Below are 17,484 nucleotides of genomic sequence, written 5' to 3' on the forward strand. Positions count from 1 at the left end.
CGGTGCCACATGACTTCAATGCTCCTGTCCCTTTCCAAGATCACCAAGTCCTACCAGACGGCGGAAGGCCCCATCCAGATACTGAAAGGTATCGATCTCCAGCTCGCCAGGACGGAAAGCGTGGCACTGACGGGCGAATCGGGCAGCGGCAAGAGCACGCTGCTCCATCTCGCCGGTGGCCTCGACCGTCCGGACGCGGGAACGATCGTCGTAAATGGCCGGGATATCGGCGCGCTCGACGACAGCGGCCGCGCCCGCTACCGCAGGAACGAGGTCGGCCTCGTCTTTCAGCAGTTCAACCTTATCCCCTCGCTCGACGTGGCGGCGAACATCTCCTTTCATGCCAAGCTTGCAGGGCGCTTTGATCCCGACTGGGAGCATGAATTGATGCAGCAGCTCGGCCTCAGCCGATTGCTCGCCCGCTATCCCGAGCAACTTTCCGGCGGCCAGCAGCAGCGTGTCGCGATCGGGCGGACGCTCGCGGCGCGACCGTCTCTCGTTCTTGCCGACGAACCGACGGGTAATCTCGACGAAGCCACGGGCGACGCGGTGCTCGACCTGATGCTGTCGCTCAGCAGAAGTGCGGGGTCAGCCCTTCTTCTGGTCACGCATTCGATGCGGCTCGCCGACAAGCTCGACCGTCGCGTCGTTCTGCGCGGCGGGAGGATCGTCGCATGAAACAGGCGGCGTTTCTGGCGCTTCTTTCCCATTGGCGGCACCGGCCGCTGCAGCTCGTCACTTTGATCCTCGGGATAACGCTCGCCACCGCGCTCTGGTCGGGCGTTCAAGCGATCAACGCGGAGGCAAGGGCAAGCTATGCACGGGCCGCTTCGATCCTGGAGCAGAATGGCCTGCCGCAGCTGTTGCCGCGCGATGGCGGCTCGATCCCGACTGCAGTCTTCGCGAAGCTGCGGCGGGCCGGGTGGAGCGTATCTCCCGTTATCGAGGGCGACTACAGGTTCGGCCCGGTCCGGATCAGGCTGATCGGTGTCGATCCCCTGACCCTGCCGAATGAAGGCCCTGCATTTCCGATATCCGGCTCTTCCGAATTCGTGGATTTCGTCCACGGGGGAGGGCAGCTTGTCGTTTCACCGGCGACGGCCGTACGTCTCAAGGACGTGGCTGCAATGCCCCTGAAGGTTTCCGGCGATATTCCCGACGATGCGGCTTTTACCGATATCGGAGTGGCCGACAGGCTGCTGAACAGGAGGGGCGCGCTGAGCAGGATCGTGATGGCGCCCGAGCAGCGGCCGGATCTGCCCGCGCTCGAAACGGTGGCTCCCGAACTTACGAGGCAGTCCGCAGGCGACAGACCGGACGTGGCGCGGTTGACCGACAGCTTTCATCTGAACCTGACGGCCTTCGGTTTCCTCGCCTTCGTGGTCGGCCTGTTCATCGTCTACTCTGCGACCGGTCTCGCTTTCGAACAACGTCGAGCCACGTTCAGGACGCTTCGTTCCCTCGGCGTCTCGCTGAGGTCGTTGACGGCGATGCTGATCATCGAGATCACATCGTTCGCTTTTGTCTCCGGTCTGATGGGCGTGGTGATCGGGTATTTTGTGGCGTCGGCACTCTTGCCGGGCGTGGCTGCCACGCTGCGGGGACTCTATGGCGCAAGCGTTCCCGGTGCGTTGTCTCTCCGTCCCGAATGGTGGCTCGCCGGGATGGCAATGGCCGTGGCCGGGACTGCTCTCTCGTCAGTCCAAAGCCTGTGGCAGGTCCGGCGCATGCCGATCCTGACCGCGGCTCAACCGCGTGCCTGGGCTCGGGCATCCGCAACCGCCTTGCAGCTTCAATCGCTGGCAGGAGCGATTCTGCTGGGGCTCGCAATCAGCATGGCCTGGGCCGGCTCCGGACTGGCTTCTGGATTTGCAGTGCTGGGCGGTCTTCTGCTCGGTTCCGCCCTTCTGCTTCCTGCCTTCCTGTCGAAATCGCTGCAGCTTGCCGAAGGTCGGTCACGGAAAGCTCTGACCGTGTGGTTCTGGGCGGACACGCGGCTGCAACTGCCCGGTCTGTCACTTGCGCTGATGGCGCTCCTCTTGGCGCTGGCGGCGAACATCGGGGTGGGAACGATGGTGTCGAGCTTCCGCCTGACCTTCCTTGGCTGGCTCGACCAGCGTCTTGCGGCGGAGCTTTACGTCACCGCCCGCGACGAGGACGAAGCGGCTCGCCTGCGGGATTGGCTGCCGCAGCATTCGAATGCCGTCCTGCCCATCTGGAGCATCGAGGGCAATATTCTCGGCGACCAATTGCAGATCTTCGGTGTGGCGGATGATTCCACCTACCGGGATCATTGGCCGCTGATCGGCGGAACGGCAGGCGTCTGGGATCGGGTTGCCGAAGGGCAGGGCGCTCTGGTGAACGAACAGCTATGGCGCGGCAAGGGCGTCCAACCCGGCCAGACGATCACGCTGCCGGGCGAATGGCCCGTTGCGGTCGTCGGTGTCTATTCCGATTACGGCAACCCCAGGGGCCAGGTCATCGTCGGTCTGGATGCTCTGGTCCGGCACTATCCGAATGTCCCCAAGCTCCGATACGGGATCCGCGTCGATCCGGCCGCCGCTGCTGATCTGAAGCGGCAGATCGTACAGGAGTTCGGACTGCCGGGAAGCAACGTCGTAGAGCAGGATTCCCTCAAGCGGCAGTCACGAGCCGTGTTCGAGCAGACATTTGCCGTCACCGGGGCGCTCAACGTGCTGACGCTCGCGGTGGCAGGTTTTGCCATGTTCGCCAGCCTTCTGACGCTCTCCGGCATCCGGCTTCCGCAATTGGCTCCGGTCTGGGCCATGGGCCTGCGCCGCCGGGACCTTGCGCTTCTAGAGATCGCGCGGACGCTGGCCTTGTGGTTGGCGACCTTCGTTGCGGCGATCCCGGTGGGATTGGCGCTTGCCTGGGTGCTGCTTGCGATCGTCAACGTCGAGGCCTTCGGCTGGAAGCTGCCGATGACGATCTTTCCGGCGGATTGGCTGCGGCTTGGGGCGGTGGCCCTCGTCGCGGCGGTGTTGTCCGTACTGCTTCCGGTCAGGCGCCTGGCGACCGTCAATCCTGCCGATCTGCTAAGAGTATTTGCCAATGAACGCTAGGTTCGCCGCCGTTGCCCTTGCCGCTCTTTCGACCGTCGCTCTTGGCCCTGCAAAGACAGATGCCCAAGGTTTCGCGGGGCTTGGCTCGAATGCGCAAGGGTTTGCCGTTCCCGAGCGTGGTTTCACGCTGTCCTTCCCGAAGGACCACGGGCCGCATAGCGGTTTCAGGATCGAGTGGTGGTATGTCACCGCCAATCTCCAGGCCGAGGGCGGCCGCCGGTTCGGGGCGCAATGGACATTGTTCCGATCGGCGCTTGCACCGGGCGAGGGCCAAGGCTGGTCCACCCCTCAGATATGGATCGGACATGCGGCGGTCACGACGGCGGAGCGTCACTACGTTGCGGAGCGGCTGGGACGGGGAGGGGTCGGGCAGGCGGGTATCGTCGCCGATCCTTTCGAGGCATGGATAGACGACTGGCAGATGAAGGCCATCGGGCCGGCGGGGAACGATCAACTGGGCCGCATCGACCTTCGAGCCAGCGGAAAAGACTTCAGCTATCGAATGACGCTGACAGCAAACGGGCCGGTAGTGCTCCAGGGCGACCAGGGTTATTCGGTGAAATCGTCTTCCGGACAAGCCAGCTATTACTATTCTCAGCCGTTCTACGAGGTCCAGGGCACGATCACGCTGGATGGGGAGCCAGTCACCGTTACCGGCAAAGCATGGCTCGACCGGGAGTGGTCGTCGCAACCTCTCGCGTCGAACCAGACCGGATGGGACTGGTTTTCGCTCCATCTCGCCTCAGGCGAAAAGCTCATGGCATTCCGGCTGCGCGATACGGGGGGAGGTTTCGTATCTGCAAACTGGATCTCTGCCGACGGCAGGACCAACCCCTTGTCCTCGCAGGACGTCCTGCTCGAACCGTTGAGAACGGCGCAGGTGAATGGCCGGGATATTCCGGTTGCATGGCGGGTGAGAATCCCCAGCAAAGGCCTAGACGTCACGACCAGGCCACTCAACGACAATGCCTGGATGAACACCTATACGCCCTACTGGGAAGGCCCGATCTCGTTCGAGGGAAGCATGTCGGGCGAGGGGTATCTGGAGATGACAGGATACTGACCTCTCGTAACCTGTAGAGCGGGGCGCGCTCGTTGCGCGCGGGATGCAGGGCTGGCAATGCCAGGAACTTTTCGCGCTACCGATGGTTCGCGACATTCCAGAGGTCTCGGAGATACACATGGTTTTCAAACCGCTTGTCGCATGCATCTTCGTTGCTGCTTCCGCCGTTCCGGCGTACGCTCAAAATTCTTCAGCCGGAGCGCCATCGCAATATGGGGCGCCCTCGCAACGGCAGGGCAATGAGCCTACTGCGGGTTCCGAAGCGGTTCCGACGGCCGATCCGGGGGTTACCAACAGCGTCACCGACGGCGAGGCTTGTACGACAGCGCCGGGAACATCCGCCCAACGGCCTAACACTCCAGGTTCACAAGCCGAACCGCAACCGCAGGCGCGCTGTAATGCCAAAAAATGATCACGCCCCAGTCAAACAGGAAGAGGCTGCTGCGGCCGGCCGAGCTGTTTTCCTGCTTGAGAAGTCACTGTTTCAGCAGGAAAAGGCCATCAGCCGGCTCATACTCCGAGGAGCGCCCATATCCGGCGAAGAGGCCAAGCTGCAGGCAACGCTGCAGGCTCTGCGTCAGCAGCGGCGCAGAACCCATTGAACGCCGGTCTGTTGAGCCGGGCGTCGCGTAAGGCGTAAGACAGGCATCTGCGGTTTATCCTGATATTCGGTCGGCTTTAAGGACGCGGAGTAGGCCGAGCCGGAAGCGACTTCACGTATCTGGCAATCGCGTCCCGGTCGCTTTGCGGCAGGGCGGCGGTGTTGGTGACGACATCCGCCATGGACGATCCTACCCGACCATGGTCCGGTGTTTGGCCAGTCTTCAGCAGGTTCGCGATGTCGGCTTCTGTCCAGCGGCCGATCCGTTCCGGAGTGATGTTTGGAGCGAAACCGGAGCCTTCGGGATCGACGCCGCCGGCAAATCTCGTCTCCGGCTTGATGGCGCCGAGCATGTTGCGGCTGGAATGGCACTCGGCACAATGGCCTAGTGTTTCGCTGAGATAGGCGCCACGATCCTGGTTCGCAGCGGCCGGCGCCTTACCCTCGTCGAAGAACATGAGCTTCCAGAGACCGATGGCCCGGCGGAGGCGAAACGGGAGAGGCAGGTCGTGCGCAGGCGGTCGGCCCGCGACGGCTGGCAATGTGCGCAGATAAGCATAGAGGTCCCGAATGTCCTCGAGGCTCATTCCGCTATAACTGGTATAGGGAAAGGCCGGATAGTAGTGCTGCCGGCCAGGCGATACGCCGGCTATCAGGGCATTGGCAAGGTCCGCAACGGACCACGACCCGATGCCATCCACCGGATCGGCGGAGATATTGGGGACCCGGAAGGTCCCATAAGGCGAGGCGAGCGCCAATCCCCCTCCGAGCTTTAGGGGATCCGTCTGTCCAGGTGTGGCATGGCAGGAGGAACAGTAGGCGGCCGCAAAAACAAGCCGACCGCGCGCGGCATCCCCGCTTCGCAAGCTCGCCTCATCCCTTGGGAAGCGCGGGATCGCGACGGTGAGCCAGAAAAGAGCCAATGTGGATGCCGTGGCTACCGCAAGAACCATCCAGCCCCAGGTGGAAACTTCGACGTGTGGCCGGGATGGGCCGGAGGTGATTTCGGCAAGCATGGCGGCCTCACCGCACCTTCTCACGGGATTCCGGGAAGATCGGCGGTGGTCTCCGATATTTCCAACTCGGCCTGCCTCGCTTCCATCATGTCGCGAAGGGGCGGGCGGGCGATGTTGGCTTCGATCGCCTCATGCCCCTGCGTCTCAGGAAGGGCCTTCCGGAAGTTCTTCGTGTAGTCCTTTGGCATCTTGGGCGGCATCATCGGCTCATATTTGTCGACGAAGGCCTGAATGATCACGGCGCCGTCCGTGGAAAAAGCCTGATCCAGAACGGATTCGATCTCGTCGAACCGGCGGATCGAAAAACCTCGGCCTCCCATGGCTTCCGCTGCCTTGGCGAAATCGATCGGGGCAAGTTCGCAGGCGAATTGCGGATTGCCGAGGAACATCATCTGTTCCCAGGCGATCTGGTTCAGCATGCCGTTGCAGATGACCAGCAGCTTGAGCGGCAGGCCGTGACGGACCGCCGTCGAGAATTCGCCGAGCTGCATTCCGAGGCCGCCATCACCCACCACCGCATAAAGCGGGCGACCCGGGTAAGCGATGCCTGCGGCGATGGCATAAGGCAGGCCGGATGCCATCGAGGCGAGCGCGCCGGAGACCGCGAACTGGTTGCCGGTACCGACGTCGATATGCCGTGCGGCAAGTTCGGTGTTTTGGCCGGAGTCGGTGACCAGTATGCCGTCTTGGGTAATGCGCCTGCCGAATGCCCGCACGACTGCAGGGGCCTTCATCGGGGTAGCCTGATCCGTCTCCATCATTTCAAGCTTGCGGCGCCAGTCGTCCATCGCTGATCGTGTCTGCTCGAGAAATGAGTGGTCGGACTTGCGCTCAAGGCGGCTATTGAGAAGTCGAAGCGTGTCCTTGGCATCGCCGACGAGGCCGGCGTCCACGGGGAAACGGAGACCGATGCGCTGAGGATCGCTGTCGATCTGGACACCGCGGGCGGCTTCGGGTCTCGGATAATATTCGATGTAAGGAAAGGTCGAGCCAACAATGAGCACGGCGTCACACTCTTCCATGATCATCTGGGACGGCGCCGTGCCGAGAATTCCGATCCCGCCGGTCGAATGGAAATCGTCGTCGGCGAGCACCGCCTTGCCGAGCAGCGCCTTGGCGACCGGGGCGGCGAGCAGGGCCGCCGTCTCCCTCAACTCCTCATGGGCGCCGAGCGCGCCGCGTCCGGCGAGGATTGCGACCTTCTCCGCCGCATTCAAAACCTTCGCTGCGCGATCCAGCTCCGCGTCGTCAGGCACTTGCCGGCCCTTGAAGTAGCGGTTCGGAACATGCTTCGGCCTGTTGCGCTTCGAACGCGACTTTGCCTCCATTTCCTGGGTATCGCTGGCGATCGAGAGGTGGGCCACGCCGCGTCTCGCCAGGGCGGAACGGCATGCTAGGCTGGCCAGGTTTTCCATATGTGCGGCATCGCTGACCTGCGCATTGTAGATCGCGACATTATCGAAGACCCGGGTCAGGTCGACATCCTGCTGGGTAAACGTCGCGATGAGGTCATGATACTGCATGCCGGTAATCGCCAGAACCGGCATCTGATCGAGCTTGGCATCATAGAGGCCCGTCAGCAGGTGCGTGCCGCCCGGTCCGGACGTTGCCAAGCATACGCCAAGCCTACCCGTAAATTTGGCATAGGCGCAGGCCATGAAGGCGGCCGATTCCTCATGGCGCACCTGAACGAAGGCGATCTCGTCCTGCCTTTTGCGCAATGCCTCCATAATGCCGTTGATACCGTCTCCGGGCAGGCCGAAAATGACCTTGACCTCCCAATCGATCAGCGTCTCGACGAGAATATCGGCGGCATTCGGCATTGTCGGCTCCTCTTGAAGCTATTGCGGAACAAGGACAGTTCGGCCAGCGGGTTCAGATCGGTCCTACGGAATGGCCTCGCCGTGAATCGCGGAGGGATCGCCAGGTGTGAACAGAAAGAACCACGCCGCGGCCAGCAGGAGGGCGACGAGCAGAATGGTCATCACGAAGCGCAGCATGTTTGTGCTCGCCGTTTTCTCCGTCTTCTGGCGTTGTTTCTCCCGATCTTCCATGAAATGTGAACCTTGGAAGGGCGCTAAAGTTTCATGGCGCCAAGCGATTTCGTTGGCCTGTCGAACTCGTCGACGAGCGAATGAAAACCGAGCTTGAGGTGGGCGAAGGTTCCGGATCGAGCGGCGAGGAAAGGAGCCGCACGGATATCTTCGGAATATGGTTGCCGACGCGAAGAGTTTTTGACCATGTCGGCCCAGCCTTTGCGCGAGCGGCAGGTTGAGTTCCGGCATGGAACGCGGTGTCATCCGGCCCTGAACGCGGCGTAGAGCGCCACGGCGAGATACAAGAGGAATGCCGTCACTGCCACACCGCCGATGAACAGCGCCAGCCCTCTTCCAAGCAGGGCTTGCTTTGTCTTCTTCTCAGGCGAAGCCGGTCCCGGCGAAACTCCCGGCTCGTCTTCCGGGCGCATGTTCACAGGCTTAACCTCACATAGACGCTGGTCGCGATGATGTTGCTCACGGCAAGGATCAGCTTGATGTAGACGGCAAATTCGCGATGTCGAGTTCTGGCTTCATCCATTAGGGTTCCCTTTCACCCGGGCGGAAAGCGGCTCGGCCGAAGGCGCGTGACCGTGCTGACCGGTGCTTGTTCCGTCCGCTCGGAGATTGTTCGTCGCACTCTTGGTCTGGGGAGCGAACTAACCGAAAGGTCGGCTCAGAGTTCCATGCGAATGAAAAATGGTGAAGACAAAGACCGGGGGCGTCGCCGGACGTTTTTGTCAGATCCTGCGCTATTTTCAATTTGGCCATGAACCTGGCGAACGCCTGCGAGTTCGCGGCGCGGGAGGGCTGAGCGACTGGAGGGGAATGCGCAGGTGAACCAACAAAGCCATATCGACCTCTTTGCGGGCAAACGAATCCTCGTGGTCGAGGATGAGTATTTTATTGCGGATGAGGTCCGCCAAAAATTGGATCATCTCCAAGCGGTTGTCGTGGGGCCGGCGTCGAGCGTGGAGGAGGGGTTGGTATTGATCGAACAGGAAAAAATAGATGCCGCCATACTGGATGTTCATCTTGGGGACGAGTTCGTGTTTCCCGTCGCCGAAAAACTCGATCAACTCGATATCCCCTTCGTTTTCGCTACCGGTTACGATCCGGCCTTCATATCGGAGGAATTTTCCGGTTTCGCCTTTTGCGAAAAACCGACGGAGCTTGAAAAGATCGCGAAGGCGCTGTTTGCATCAAGCACATCGAGCGATTGGCATTGACGCCGCCGATTACTCCAGCTCCCGGGTAAGCTGAAGTCGGGCCCGGTTGACGCGGCTCTTCATGGTTCCAACCGGGCAGCTGCACCGGTCTGCCGCGGTTTCATAACTGATACCCTGGATGAAGATGAGGTCGATGGCGGTCCGGTATCTTTCCGGCAGGCGTCCTATCGCATTTTCCAGCTCATGTCCGCGCATGCCCCAGTCCTGAGCGGGCGGAACCGATGGCCGCTCCGCAGCGTTGGCGTCGATACCCACGCGTTCGCGTTTGGCCAAGCCGAACTTGGTGCAGAAGCTGTTCCGCATGATGGTGAACAGCCATGACTTGAGGCGTGTTCCTTCCTCGAACTTCTCAAGGTTGGAAAGCGCCTTGAGAAGCGTCTCCTGAACGAGATCGTCAATGTCGTTGGGTGAAGTATGAAACCGGCGGGCAAAATTTCTGAGGGCCGGCATAAGGTCGACGAGTTCCGCTTCGATGCGCTTCTGTCTCTCGATGTGATTCATGCGCCCTTCCTCTCTTGTTTTGAGTGCAACCTTTGAAAAAGGACTCTGTTCCGAAAAAAGAGCCGCCGGTGCGGTGGCGGACGGCGCAAAACTCGATGAACTTGCGGCTGCTGACGTTCATGGTGTCTTTGGCAGGGCGTTCTGGTCTGAGGGACGTGCGGGAAGATCGTATTGCGATCCATGTACGTCCGGTGCCGTTTGAGGGGCTGTGGGTGCCTGGGTGGAAATCAGTATGCCAAGTCCCACTGCGCATCCCGCGACGATAAACGCACCGATCATGGCGCTCAGCGCACGGGATCGGTCTTCCATAAACATACCGAAGGCCAAGGCGACACCAAGAAGGGCCGCACCGCCGGCAACGACAAAGAGCCATAGCTGATTGGCCATGAGAAACCCTTTCGAGGACCAATGGTGATAAGGTTCGAAACTTTCCGGATCGGAAGGCTTCGACAGAACTTCTTCTGCAGGGTATTCGTTGTCGGCCCCACCGTGAGCGGAGATAACGGCCCTCGTTCATATCGGCCAGACGTAGTTATTTCGGTCTTCTGGCATTCGACAGGCCGCCTTTCTTCGGCTTGTTCATACTCATGAGACTGCTCCTTGCTGACGGCTAACTAAGGCGGCAGCCTATAGTTCCCGCGCCTCCCGGCGAGGGGAACATGAGGTTTCCGGGAGAAGCCGAGGAGGCGACGGCTCCGACGTTTCCGCCACACCGAAAAAAGGTGCCGTGACGGCTCCGCGCCGGAAGGCCAAATCCGCGTAAGCTGATCCAACGGAGACGGCCGGCAAGCGAAGTCTGGCCGATGGTCCCTTCAGGGCTATTTCGTCGCGCGGCTGTATATTTCATCGATGATGTCGGCAGCGTCCGCCAACTTCTCGCAAGCGGGATCGAAACCGCCGTCCTTGGCAAGCTGGCGTGCCCAGGCGAGAGCCGCACGGCCACCCCACTCGTCCGGGGGATCGACAAGCCGCTCACGGCAGGTGCCGGAAAGCCGGTCGGCGGTGAAGTCATAGAAGGAACCGTTGACGTTGCGCATGGAGGCACCGCCATTCGTGCCAAAGAAACTCGCCTCGATGACTGCATCGCATCCCGCCTGCAGGCGCCACGAGCAGGCCAGTCGCACGACGGTACCGTTTTTCAGCGTCAAACTTGCAAGGCCGTAATCCTCGACCTGATCCGAGATCGGAACGATGGCCTGTCCGGCAGACATGATGTAGCTGGAAACCGCCGTGACTTCGGGAAAATCGAGTGTCCAAAGGGCGAGATCGATCAGATGGATGCCGAGGTCCATCACGCATCCGCCGCCGGAAAGCGATTTGTCGTAGAACCATGGTTTGTCCGGGCCGTAAGCATTATGGAAGGTGAGGTCGGCGGCGAAGACGCGGCCAAGGTCGCCAGAGCGGATAAGCTCGCGGATCCTGCGCATCGCCTGCGTGTGCCGGTAGGAGAGATCGACGCCCAGGAGGCGGTCGGCAGTCCTTGCGGCCTCGATTACCCTGCGGACCTCTCCGGCCGTCCGCCCCAGAGGTTTCTGGCAGAACACGGCCACGCCTGCATTCAGCGCCCGGATGGATTGGGCGGCGTGCTGAGCGCTGGGAGTTGCGATGACGATGCCGTCAATATCCTCCGCCAGCAGAGCTTCGAGATCGGCGGCGCGCTTCGCTCCAGACGCACGTTTTGCGGCCTCCCGCGCCATTTCCTCGGAGGGGTCCGCGATGGCGACGACCTCGGCCGTTCCGCTGTTCAAGACCGCTTCCATTCGATGACGGCCGATCCAGCCAAGCCCCAGGAAGCCCAGCCGCACAGGCCTGTTCCGAGCGGCGAATTCCTTTTGCGAAACCAGTTTGTTCATCGATAGATCACCAAAGCCTTGAGGAAATTTCCAGGACGGTCGCGCGTGTCGTCGAGCGCGTGGTCGAGCTCTTCGAGCGGGTAGCGATGCGTATAGAGCGATGAAGGGTCGAGGCGCCCTTGCGCCACGGCGTGTATTGCGTCGCGGATACCCCGGATATAGATGGCCGGATCGCGCTCGTGCGCGTTGACGACGTCGAGCCCGCGCCAGTTCCACAGTTGCATGTTGATCTGACGCAGCCCGTCTTGATGATAGCCGGCGATGATGAGCCGGCCGCGTTCCATCGTCAGTTCCGCCGCGAGATCGAGCGGCCACGGTTTGCCGACCGCTTCAATGACACGGTCGCAGAAACGCCCCTCCGTCAGACGCCGCATCTCCTCAATGATCCGCCAGTGATCGTCCAAGGCGATCGTTTCTACGGCGCCCATCTTCCTTGCGACATCGAGGGAATGGGGGCGACGGGAGATTGCGATCACTCGGGCTCCGGCCTTCGAAGCAAGCTGCGTCAGAAGCGCGCCAAGAAAGCCTATGCCGATGATCGCTACCGTCTGACCCGCCTGGATATCCGCCCGGCGGAAGATATTCATGGCACAGCCAAGCGGTTCGCCGGGGAAGGGCTGACCATCGAGCGATGCCGGCAGGGGAACGACCATGTCCGCATCGGCAATGTCATGCGTGGCATAGGCATGATGGCTGAGGACGGCGACCCGGTCGCCGATTGCGACATCCGTCACGTCCTCGCCGGTCGCTTCGATATGCCCCCAGCCCTCATGGCCCAGTCCGCCGGCCTCCGTCGGGAACGTCATCCAATCGGGACCGGCCCAGGGCACCAGATTCGAAGCACAGACGCCGCAGCCTTCCAGCCGCACGCGTACCTGTCGCGGTCCGGGTTCCGTAACCGGCATGTTCTTCAATTCGATCCTGCCGGGGCCGGTGACGACGACAGCGCGCATCAACCCGGCTCCAGTCTTCGAGATGACGTTCATTCTCTGCCTTTTGCTGGAGTTGTCGGAAGGTCGGTTTGTCGAACTAAAAACCTCCATGAGAGTTCCAGAAGAAGTCAAAGAAGAAGATGATGATGAATATGACGTGCGGGATCAGCCGGATTGCTGGCGCTCGATTTCCTCCATCACCATTTCCGGGGGCACGTCCTTCTTCATCTCGTCGATCTCATGGGGCGCGACTTCGGTTTCGACGCCGAGTCTTTCTGCGATCGCCGAGACCATGGCGACGAGCCTGGTGGTTTCATGCTCGTTGAGCAACGAAATCTGCAATGCAAGGTCGGCCCGCTTGTCATCTGCCGCAGCCATGCGGTTCTGGCTGATGAGGACGAAGGTCGAGATGAAGATTGCCTCCACGGAAGCGACCATCGCAAGGATGACGAGCGATGGGTCGAATGCGGGCAAGATCGGCAGCCATCCAAGGTTTACAACGATCCAGAGGGCGAAGATCGCTGCATGGATATAGACGAAGACCATGCTTCCGGCGAAGTCCGTCATGGCCTGGGCGAGGTGCTCCTGCCGCGACAGCCTCTTCTCGTCCTTCACGCGTCGGCGGATCAGGGCGCTGATGTTTCTGTCGAGAACGGTAGAAATGGGATTTTCTTCCGCCTGCCGAGGCTCGGGGGTGGTATTGTAGGTCTGGTCTTTCTGCAAGTTCTTGTTCCTCAGCAAGAAGGCGCCTAACCCGCTTATTCGCCACCGGTTCCGGATCGCTGAAGAAATGGGATGATGTTATTGATGAAGTCAAAGATGACAAAGATGACGTAGAAGAAGGAACTTTTTACACCCAAGTCATGTTCGGCGCCTCGTTGGAAGTTCCAATTCGTGGAGACAGAGGGCCTCATGGCAAGGATTCTGGTGACTGGTGGATGCGGCTTTATCGGCCGGTACGTAACGGAAGAACTCCTTAAAAATGGCTATGAGGTGCGAAGCCTCGACGCCTTGATCGACCAGGTGCACGGCGATGCGGAAGCGGTCGTTCCCGAAGACATGGAGGTCATTCGTGGCGATGTCAGGGACAAGGCCATTGTCACGAAAGCCCTGGATGGCGTGGACGGTGTCATTCACCTGGCCGCGGAAGTCGGTGTCGGTCAGTCCATGTACGAGATCGCCCGTTATGTGGGCGCCAACGATCTCGGCACGGCGATCCTCCTGGAGACCATGATCGGCCGTTCTGTCAAACGCATTGTCGTCGCTTCCTCGATGAGCGTTTACGGCGAGGGCCGATATCAGACGCTCGACGGCAACCAGCTCGGCCTGGTTCGCCGCTGGCCGGCACGGATCAAGCGCGGTCAATGGGATCCGCTGTCACCGGACGGCCAGCCATTGGCGCCGGTCGCGACCGACGAGGAGAAGCCGGTCGATCTCGCCTCAATCTACGCCCTTACGAAATATGCGCAGGAAAAGCAGGTCTTGATTTTCGGTGAGGCTTATGGGGTCGATGCCGTTGCGCTTCGCCTCTTCAACGTCTTCGGTGCCGGACAGGCACTTTCCAATCCCTATACCGGCGTACTGGCCAACTTCGCCTCGCGCCTCGCCAACAACAAGCCGCCGATGATCTTCGAGGATGGCAAGCAGCGCCGCGATTTCGTCCATGTGCGGGATGTCGCGCGGGCCTTTCGTCTGGCGTTGGAAAAGCCGAATGCCGCAGGCCATATCATCAATATCGGCAGTGGCCAGGCCTACACGGTGGAGGAGGTGGCAATCCTTCTCGCCGAGGCCATGGGCGTGCCGGACATCGCGCCGGACATCATGAACAAGGCGCGGTCCGGCGATATCCGCAACTGCTTTGCCGACATATCCAAGGCCCGCGAATTGCTCGGCTTCGAGCCGCAATTCCTGCTGGAAAACTCTCTTGCCCCGTTTGCCGAATGGGTGCGCAGCGCCGGGGCGGTCGATCGCGGAGCGGAAATGAAGCGTCAGCTCGAAGAGCGGGGGCTTGTATCATGAACATGTCCATCCCGCCCGGGAGCGTATCGCAATCCCGGAAATCCTTTGGCTTCGTCGAATGGTTTCGTCCCGGCGAGTTCGAGCGCGTCGAGCGCGTTCTCCCCGATATTCTAGCAAGCGGTGCAGGCTATCTGCGCACCCACCTTTCCTGGGCCGAATATCTGGCGTCGGGCGGAGAAGAGTGGTTTGACTGGTTGATCCCGCAGCTTGGCCGTCAGATCGACCTTTTGCCCTGTATTCACTACACCCCGCCGTCCTTATCCCGTACCGGACGGTCATCAGGCGCGCCGTATGAGTTGAAATCCTACGCCGATTTCGTCGACCACGTGTTGACCCGCTACGGCAAGCACTTCCGCCACATCGAGTTGTGGAACGAGCCGAATAATCTCCTCGATTGGGATTGGCGCGAGGATGGCGACTTCCAGCTCTTCTGCGAAATGGTGGGCGGTGCTGCCTATTGGGCGAAGCATCGCGGCTGGAAGCCGGTGCTCGGCGGGCCGTGCCCATTCGACCCCTACTGGCTGAACCTGATGGGCGAGCGCGGCGTCCTTGGCGTCGTCGACGCAGTCGGCTTCCACGGTTTTCCCGGAACCTGGGACAGCGAGGAAGGCACTTGGGGCGGTTGGGACATGCATCTCGGCGAGATGCGCAAGATACTCGACCGCTATAATTCCGACGCCGAGCTCTGGATCACCGAGACCGGTTATTCCACCTGGCGCAGCGACGAGATGGAGCAGGCACGCCGCTTCGTGAAGGCACTGAACGTGCCTGCCGACCGGACCTACTGGTATTCATGGGCCGATGTCGCACCCGACGTTCCGGTGCAAGAAGGCCTGTGGTTCGATCCGAGGCACTATCATCTCGGCGCCGTGACCTACGATAACCAGCCGAAGCTGCTGGCCCGGCTCCTGATGGAGGGCGGCGTCTCCCGCGTCGAGGACGTGACGCGCCTTGCCGCGCCGAACGTCGCGAACGGCGCCGCGCCGATCGTCATTACCGGCGGCAGCGGCTTTATCGGGTCAAACCTTGCCGATGGTTTTCTCAGCGACGGCGAGGACGTTGTCGTTCTGGACAACCTCGGCCGCCCGGGCGTCGACCAGAACCTTGCCTGGCTGATGGATCGGCATGGCAATCGCGTTCATCCGGCGCTGGCGGACGTGCGGGACCTGCGCGGCATAGAGGCGGCGTTCAGCGATGCCAAGGCGGTCTTCCATCTCGCCGCGCAGACGGCGGTGACGACAAGTCTCGCCCATCCGATCGATGATTTCGAGGCGAATGCTCGCGGCACCCTCAACGTTCTCGAGGCAGTCAGGAAGGCCGGCAAGAGAGCCCCGGTGATCTTCGCCAGCACCAACAAGGTCTATGGCGCGCTTGACGATCTGAAGATGGTGGAGACCGAGGATCGTTATGTGCCGGGGCAGGCGGACATCCGCCTGAACGGCATCGGCGAAGACAGGCCGCTCGACTTCTGCACGCCCTATGGCTGCTCGAAAGGCGTCGCGGACCAGTATGTCCTCGACTATGCGAAATCCTACGACGTTCCGACCGCGGTGCTGCGCATGAGCTGCATCTATGGCCCGCGTCAGTTCGGCACCGAGGATCAGGGATGGGTTGCGCATTTCCTGATTCGGGCGCTCGGCGGCGAGCCGATCTCGATCTACGGCGATGGCAAGCAGGTGCGCGATATTCTGCACGTCGACGATGCGGTCACCGCCTATCGGACCGTTCTTGCCAATATAGGCAGGGTGAAGGGCAGCGTATTCAATCTCGGCGGCGGCCCCCGGAATGCCGTCAGCATTCGCGCAGTTCTTCGGGAAATAGAGGCCATCACCGAACGTGCCATCGAAACGCAGTTCGGCGAGTGGCGTGCGGGCGATCAGTATTACTTCGTTGCCGACACCCGCAAACTGGAACGGGAACTCGGTTGGCAGGCTCGCGTCCGGTGGGCGAGCGGCATCCGGCACCTTGCCGAGTGGCTGGCCGAACATCGTTTCGGCGGCAGGATGCGGCTTCAGCAAAAGCGGAAGGTTTCGGCATGACGGCCCGGTCACGAGAGGCTGATCGCCGGCGCATCCTGATGTCGGTCGATGCAGTGGGCGGCGTCTGGCGCTATGCGTTGGATCTGGCAGCCGGACTGAGACCGATGGGCTTCGAGACCGTGTTCGCCGTTTTCGGTCCTCGGCCCTCTTCCGGTCAAATGCGGGAAGCGGAAGCCATCGGCAAGCTTGTCTGGTGCGATCTGCCGCTCGACTGGATGGTCGAAGACGAGGCCGCTCTCAGAAGTGTATCGAGGACGCTTTCCGATCTGGCTGCGAGGGAAAAGGCAGATATCGCGCATCTCAATCTGCCGTCACAGGCGGCGGGGCTCGATATCGGTCTTCCGGTTGTCGCCGTGTCGCATTCCTGCGTCGCCACATGGTTTCGGGCAGTTCGCGGCTGCGGGTTACCGGAAACCTGGCAATGGCAGGAACGCCTCAACCGAAAGGGTTTCGATGGTGCCGATGCGGTTCTCGCCCCGAGCCGCAGCCACGCTGCGCTCCTGGGTTCAGTTTATGGACCGATCGACGATCTGCTGGTCGTTCACAACGGAAGCAAGGTTTCCCCGGCTGCCGGGGCGAAAGAGAATTTCGCCTTTGCAGCCGGCCGGTGGTGGGATGACGGCAAGAACGGTGCCGTGCTCGATGCGGCCAGCGAGGAAATTTCCTGCCCCGTGGTGATGGCCGGATCGAACCGGGGTCCGAACGGGCAGCGTGTGCCGCTCGAAAGAGTCCAGAACCGGGGCGAGCTCTCGCATGCGGAAACCATGGCCCTGATGGCGAGGGCGGCGATCGTGGTATCGCCGTCGCTTTACGAACCGTTCGGTCTGGCGGCGCTTGAAGCCGCGCGTTGCGGCAGCGCGCTGGTGCTCGCAGACATCCCGACCTACCGCGAATTATGGGATGGTGCGGCACTCTTTGCCGATCCTCATGACCCGCATGCCTTCGCGGCTGCGGTCAACCAGCTGGCCAGAGATTCCTCCCTGCGGACGGTGTTTGCAAACCGAGCGCGCATTCGATCGCTGGATTTCACGGCAGAAGCGCAGGCGGAGGCGGTGGCGCGCGTTTATGCCCGGCTTCTTTCGGCAAAGCAGGCTCTTACCGCGGCGGAGTAA

Annotated in this window: 16 protein-coding genes; 8 read left to right on the forward strand and 8 right to left on the reverse strand. The window is 61.4% G+C overall.

The window, feature by feature from the left end:
* Window positions 1-18 precede the first annotated feature (18 nt).
* The 4 genes from DMO26_RS10685 to DMO26_RS10700 all read left to right on the forward strand — a co-directional run bounded on the left by DMO26_RS10685 (window position 19) and on the right by DMO26_RS10700 (window position 4,748).
* The gene (locus DMO26_RS10685; protein WP_117192302.1) at window positions 19-678 is read left to right on the forward strand and encodes an ABC transporter ATP-binding protein; all 660 of its coding nucleotides are present in this window, start codon (window positions 19-21) and stop codon (window positions 676-678) included.
* Window positions 675-3,083, forward strand: a complete 2,409-nt coding sequence (locus tag DMO26_RS10690; protein WP_117192041.1) for an ABC transporter permease — start codon at window positions 675-677, stop codon at window positions 3,081-3,083. The genes DMO26_RS10685 and DMO26_RS10690 overlap by 4 nt, the downstream gene beginning before the upstream one ends.
* A complete protein-coding gene (locus tag DMO26_RS10695) occupies window positions 3,073-4,146 on the forward strand; it encodes a lipocalin-like domain-containing protein (protein ID WP_117192042.1) in 1,074 nt (357 codons plus the stop codon). Before DMO26_RS10690 ends, DMO26_RS10695 begins: the two co-directional genes overlap by 11 nt.
* A 398-nt stretch (window positions 4,147-4,544) precedes the next feature.
* A complete protein-coding gene (locus tag DMO26_RS10700; protein WP_117192043.1) occupies window positions 4,545-4,748 on the forward strand; it encodes a hypothetical protein in 204 nt (67 codons plus the stop codon).
* A gap of 76 nt (window positions 4,749-4,824) precedes the next feature.
* Here the strand turns inward: DMO26_RS10700 and DMO26_RS10705 are convergent, their stop codons facing one another.
* From DMO26_RS10705 to DMO26_RS33650, 4 genes are all read right to left on the reverse strand, one after another.
* Window positions 4,825-5,700, reverse strand: coding sequence for a c-type cytochrome (locus DMO26_RS10705; protein WP_117192303.1), 876 nt, complete (start codon window positions 5,698-5,700; stop codon window positions 4,825-4,827).
* Window positions 5,701-5,783: 83 nt separating this feature from the next.
* Entirely contained in the window at window positions 5,784-7,586 is a 1,803-nt protein-coding gene (locus tag DMO26_RS10710; RefSeq protein WP_117192044.1) for a thiamine pyrophosphate-dependent enzyme, read from the reverse strand.
* Window positions 7,587-7,649: 63 nt separating this feature from the next.
* Window positions 7,650-8,048: a hypothetical protein gene (locus tag DMO26_RS33645; protein WP_162894800.1), complete on the reverse strand. Its 399-nt coding sequence runs from the start codon at window positions 8,046-8,048 to the stop codon at window positions 7,650-7,652.
* A gap of 11 nt (window positions 8,049-8,059) precedes the next feature.
* Window positions 8,060-8,236, reverse strand: coding sequence for a DUF4366 domain-containing protein (locus DMO26_RS33650; RefSeq protein WP_162894809.1), 177 nt, complete (start codon window positions 8,234-8,236; stop codon window positions 8,060-8,062).
* A 399-nt stretch (window positions 8,237-8,635) separates the two neighbouring features.
* Between DMO26_RS33650 and DMO26_RS10715 the strand changes: the two genes are divergently transcribed.
* Window positions 8,636-9,028 (forward strand): response regulator, encoded by a 393-nt coding sequence (locus DMO26_RS10715; protein WP_117192045.1) that lies wholly within the window; start codon window positions 8,636-8,638, stop codon window positions 9,026-9,028.
* A gap of 9 nt (window positions 9,029-9,037) precedes the next feature.
* Here the strand turns inward: DMO26_RS10715 and DMO26_RS10720 are convergent, their stop codons facing one another.
* The 4 genes from DMO26_RS10720 to DMO26_RS10740 form a co-directional block, all read right to left on the reverse strand.
* Window positions 9,038-9,529 carry a sigma-70 family RNA polymerase sigma factor gene (locus DMO26_RS10720; RefSeq protein ID WP_117192046.1) on the reverse strand — a complete coding sequence of 164 codons (492 nt, stop codon included), beginning with the start codon at window positions 9,527-9,529 and terminating at the stop codon, window positions 9,038-9,040.
* An 818-nt stretch (window positions 9,530-10,347) separates the two neighbouring features.
* Window positions 10,348-11,382: a Gfo/Idh/MocA family protein gene (locus DMO26_RS10730; RefSeq protein ID WP_117192048.1), complete on the reverse strand. Its 1,035-nt coding sequence runs from the start codon at window positions 11,380-11,382 to the stop codon at window positions 10,348-10,350.
* Window positions 11,379-12,368, reverse strand: a complete 990-nt coding sequence (locus DMO26_RS10735) for an MDR/zinc-dependent alcohol dehydrogenase-like family protein (protein WP_117192049.1) — start codon at window positions 12,366-12,368, stop codon at window positions 11,379-11,381. The genes DMO26_RS10730 and DMO26_RS10735 overlap by 4 nt, the downstream gene beginning before the upstream one ends.
* Before the next feature lie 111 nt (window positions 12,369-12,479).
* Window positions 12,480-13,037 (reverse strand): DUF1003 domain-containing protein, encoded by a 558-nt coding sequence (locus DMO26_RS10740; RefSeq protein ID WP_117192050.1) that lies wholly within the window; start codon window positions 13,035-13,037, stop codon window positions 12,480-12,482.
* A gap of 189 nt (window positions 13,038-13,226) precedes the next feature.
* Here DMO26_RS10740 and DMO26_RS10745 point away from each other — a divergent pair, with 189 nt between their 5' ends.
* From DMO26_RS10745 to DMO26_RS10755, 3 genes are read left to right on the forward strand one after another with little or no spacing between them, the layout of a single operon-like run.
* Complete coding sequence (locus tag DMO26_RS10745) at window positions 13,227-14,333, forward strand: NAD-dependent epimerase/dehydratase family protein (RefSeq protein ID WP_117192051.1); 1,107 nt, start codon at window positions 13,227-13,229, stop codon at window positions 14,331-14,333.
* Window positions 14,330-16,372: an NAD-dependent epimerase/dehydratase family protein gene (locus DMO26_RS10750; RefSeq protein ID WP_117192052.1), complete on the forward strand. Its 2,043-nt coding sequence runs from the start codon at window positions 14,330-14,332 to the stop codon at window positions 16,370-16,372. The genes DMO26_RS10745 and DMO26_RS10750 overlap by 4 nt, the downstream gene beginning before the upstream one ends.
* Entirely contained in the window at window positions 16,369-17,484 is a 1,116-nt protein-coding gene (locus tag DMO26_RS10755; protein WP_226951262.1) for a glycosyltransferase family 4 protein, read from the forward strand. Before DMO26_RS10750 ends, DMO26_RS10755 begins: the two co-directional genes overlap by 4 nt.

Source organism: Rhizobium terrae, assembly GCF_003425685.1.
GTDB lineage: Bacteria > Pseudomonadota > Alphaproteobacteria > Rhizobiales > Rhizobiaceae > Neorhizobium > Neorhizobium terrae.

Excerpts from the sequence above, each read along its gene's own strand:
- DMO26_RS10700 (WP_117192043.1), top strand. The coding sequence starts at position 4,545 with ATGCCAAAAAATGATCACGCCCCAGTCAAACAGGAAGAGGCTGCTGCG.
- DMO26_RS33645 (WP_162894800.1), bottom strand. The coding sequence starts at position 8,048 with ATGCCGGAACTCAACCTGCCGCTCGCGCAAAGGCTGGGCCGACATGGT.
- DMO26_RS10730 (WP_117192048.1), bottom strand. The coding sequence starts at position 11,382 with ATGAACAAACTGGTTTCGCAAAAGGAATTCGCCGCTCGGAACAGGCCT.
- DMO26_RS10735 (WP_117192049.1), bottom strand. The coding sequence starts at position 12,368 with ATGAACGTCATCTCGAAGACTGGAGCCGGGTTGATGCGCGCTGTCGTC.
- DMO26_RS10685 (WP_117192302.1), top strand. The coding sequence starts at position 19 with ATGCTCCTGTCCCTTTCCAAGATCACCAAGTCCTACCAGACGGCGGAA.
- DMO26_RS10720 (WP_117192046.1), bottom strand. The coding sequence starts at position 9,529 with ATGAATCACATCGAGAGACAGAAGCGCATCGAAGCGGAACTCGTCGAC.
- DMO26_RS10745 (WP_117192051.1), top strand. The coding sequence starts at position 13,227 with ATGGCAAGGATTCTGGTGACTGGTGGATGCGGCTTTATCGGCCGGTAC.
- DMO26_RS10755 (WP_226951262.1), top strand. The coding sequence starts at position 16,369 with ATGACGGCCCGGTCACGAGAGGCTGATCGCCGGCGCATCCTGATGTCG.
- DMO26_RS10690 (WP_117192041.1), top strand. The coding sequence starts at position 675 with ATGAAACAGGCGGCGTTTCTGGCGCTTCTTTCCCATTGGCGGCACCGG.
- DMO26_RS10750 (WP_117192052.1), top strand. The coding sequence starts at position 14,330 with ATGAACATGTCCATCCCGCCCGGGAGCGTATCGCAATCCCGGAAATCC.
- DMO26_RS10695 (WP_117192042.1), top strand. The coding sequence starts at position 3,073 with ATGAACGCTAGGTTCGCCGCCGTTGCCCTTGCCGCTCTTTCGACCGTC.
- DMO26_RS10710 (WP_117192044.1), bottom strand. The coding sequence starts at position 7,586 with ATGCCGAATGCCGCCGATATTCTCGTCGAGACGCTGATCGATTGGGAG.
- DMO26_RS10705 (WP_117192303.1), bottom strand. The coding sequence starts at position 5,700 with ATGGTTCTTGCGGTAGCCACGGCATCCACATTGGCTCTTTTCTGGCTC.